Below are 2650 nucleotides of genomic sequence, written 5' to 3'. Positions count from 1 at the left end.
AGTTTGCCGAACAGGATATCGCGGTACAGCTCATTCGACGTGTATGCGCGGTCGGCAAACACCTGTGTTACCAACAATCCGGTGTCTCCCATATAGCATTTCATCGTGGAGTCCTCTTGATGCAAGCGTAGGCCCACATGTGGATCCGTGGCGTTCATGCAGCGGTTGATTAGGAACGATTCATCTAACCAGAAGAAAGCGTCGCCATATTCACGTTCGCGTGCGTTTTCGCCTAAAGACGACAGTGTGAACTTCTTTTCATGCTTGGAAAGCTGCCCCGGGATTTCATCGAAGATACGTTTGACCCGTTCTTTCGAATCGCCGCCGTATTTCTCGATGTCCTGAGCGTACAGACGTAAGATTTGACGCTTCACTCGGTCGACATTGCCCATATCGGATGTTTCCAGATAACGCTCTATGGCCTGTGGCATGCCTCCCACCAGCATGTATTCACGGAACAGGCGCTCCGCCTTGTTGTCCAGCAGCGGAGACATCGCCTGCCTGTCTGCGAAAGATTGCCGTATCGCATCAGCGAGTAATTCTTCTCCTCTGGCCCATAGAAATTCCTCAAAATCCATGGGAAACATGCTCACCGATTCTTCCTCGGAAGGAATCAAGATGTTTTCGACGTTCTTCTTAATGGAGATTAGGGAGCCGGTCTCCATGAAGTCATATCGGCCATCCGCAACGAGTTGTTTAACCGCGCTGCGGGCAAAGGGAAAGAGTTGTACCTCGTCGAAAATAAAGAGGGTGTCACGCTCATACAGACGTACGCCGTAGTAGACGGAAAGGTCCATGAACAGTGTGTCCAAATGATTCAGATTGTTGCGGAACGAGTCTCGCACTGCCTGCGGAGCCTTCTGCCAGTCAATAAGGATGTATGAACGGTATTCGTTTTTCGCGAATTCCTCGGCGATGGTGCTTTTGCCGACGCGGCGGGCTCCCTCGATCATCAGCGCAGTAGTTCCATTACTTTCGGACTTCCACTGCCGTAGACGGTTGTATATCTTCCTCTTATACATGACGAGCTCGCATTCCCAGTATTTTCAGGACTCTTCATGGTATTGTATCACGATTCCTAAGTTATAAAATGACGTTATGTACACGAATCCTAAGTTATGAAATGCTTGAATTCTCACGATTCCTAAGTTATGCATCAAATGGGGCAGGCCGGCATGTCTCCTTCCTCTCCTCTTCATCATGCCGTTGCGCACTATGATGTAAGGCTGAGATAAGTCTGAAGCAAGACGGGCGCAGGCCGATGCAGGCCGTCGCTCGCGGGGAGATGCGGATGCAATACATTGAGCGCGCAATCACTGGAATCGACGGCAGCGAGGCCCGATTCATCGGCTATGTTCCAGACAATAGCCCAGAAATGGATTCTGACCGACACCGCACTTCGATTCTGATTCTGCCCGGCGGCGGGTATGCCATGACGTCCGACCGTGAATCCGAACCAGTGGCTCTGCGATTTCTGGCCAAGGGCTTCAACGTGTTTATTCTGCGATACTCGGTGAAGCCGAGTCGATACCCGGTAGCGTTATTGGAAGCTGCCGAGGCGATGCGGCTTATCCGCGCACATGCCGACGAATGGCACGTAAAGCCCGAAGCAATTGCCATACTCGGCTTTTCTGCAGGCGGCCATCTGGCCGCTAACCTGGCCACCAGTGCTGGCGACGATACGATGCGCGCGCATAACGTCAACCCAGACGAAGTGCGACCAAACGCGCTGATGCTTGCCTACCCGGTAATCACTGCTGGCGAGTTCGCCCATCGCGGTAGCTTCCAATGCCTGCTTGGCCTGGAAGCTCATAATCCAGAGCTGCTTGACGAGCTCTCCATTGAGCGCCATATCGACGCCAAAACTCCACCGGTGTTCGTTTGGCACACTATGACCGACGCCACTGTGCCAGTGGAAAATACGCTGATGCTCATTCAAGCATGCCGCGCGGCGGGCGTGAGCGTGGAAGCGCATCTGTACCCGGAAGGCACGCATGGCTTGTCCCTCGCCAATGAGGAGACCGCGGGCGCCGGCAAATATGCGCACATAGTCGAATGCCTGCAATCCTGGCCCGAGCTGGCCGAAACGTGGTTGCGCCGCCTGTTTTAGTCAAAACGCATTACGCTGTACGCGAGGTGCCTCATTTGAAAATGAGCGCGTAATCCGGAGTGGTGCCTCACCTGTGGTGAGCGTGAAATCCTAGTCCGCGTCGGCTTGTGGGGTTTCGTCGTCTTCCGGTTCGACGCCCGCGATCCGGGCGAGCGTCTTGTTCAAGTATGCCATGTCCGGGCCCATGCGTCTGGCCAGCCGCGCGGTGCGCGGTGCCGCCAGTGCTTCGAGCCGGTCCTGGATGTCGTGGATGCGGCGGACGAGCTCGGCCGGGTTCACGGTCGCGAGCGTGTGTTCGATCTCCTCTCGCTTGTCGTCGGGTATGAAGCCGGGGCCGCCGGCGGCCCTGTCCGCCTCGTCGAACTCCTTGAGCCGCTCCCACGGGGTGCGTGGTGCGTCGTAGACGCGGCGGGGACGGCCGTCCCGGGTGCTTTCGCGCGCGACCGGCTTCTTGGACGGGGTGAACAGGTTGGCCTTGACGCGCACCAGCTCCCATAGCTCGTTGAGCAGGCCGAGCTCATCGACGGTGTACCGGTAGTA

At 55.9% G+C, this 2650-nt stretch carries 2 protein-coding genes and 1 pseudogene; 1 reads left to right on the top strand and 2 read right to left on the bottom strand.

Features of this window, described 5'->3' with window-relative positions; genetic code table 11:
• A partial coding sequence (locus Tam1G_RS11265; RefSeq protein ID WP_243394888.1) for an ATP-binding protein occupies window positions 1–953 on the bottom strand: 953 nt, incomplete at its 3' end.
• 338 nt (window positions 954–1291) lie between these two features.
• On the opposite strand from Tam1G_RS11265, the gene Tam1G_RS11260 reads away from it, so the two are divergent.
• Entirely contained in the window at window positions 1292–2110 is an 819-nt protein-coding gene (locus tag Tam1G_RS11260; RefSeq protein WP_101626594.1) for an alpha/beta hydrolase, read from the top strand.
• Between the two features lie 90 nt (window positions 2111–2200).
• On the opposite strand, the pseudogene Tam1G_RS11255 reads toward Tam1G_RS11260, so the two are convergent.
• Window positions 2201–2650: pseudogene (locus Tam1G_RS11255) on the bottom strand (integrase catalytic domain-containing protein); the annotation flags it as partial.

This window comes from Bifidobacterium imperatoris, from assembly GCF_002860405.1.
Classification (GTDB): domain Bacteria; phylum Actinomycetota; class Actinomycetes; order Actinomycetales; family Bifidobacteriaceae; genus Bifidobacterium; species Bifidobacterium imperatoris.
The sequence above is the reverse complement of the archived record's forward strand: the minus strand, read 5'-3'. Positions and strand labels throughout refer to the sequence as shown.

Excerpts from the sequence above, each read along its gene's own strand:
- Tam1G_RS11260 (WP_101626594.1), top strand. The coding sequence starts at position 1,292 with ATGCAATACATTGAGCGCGCAATCACTGGAATCGACGGCAGCGAGGCC.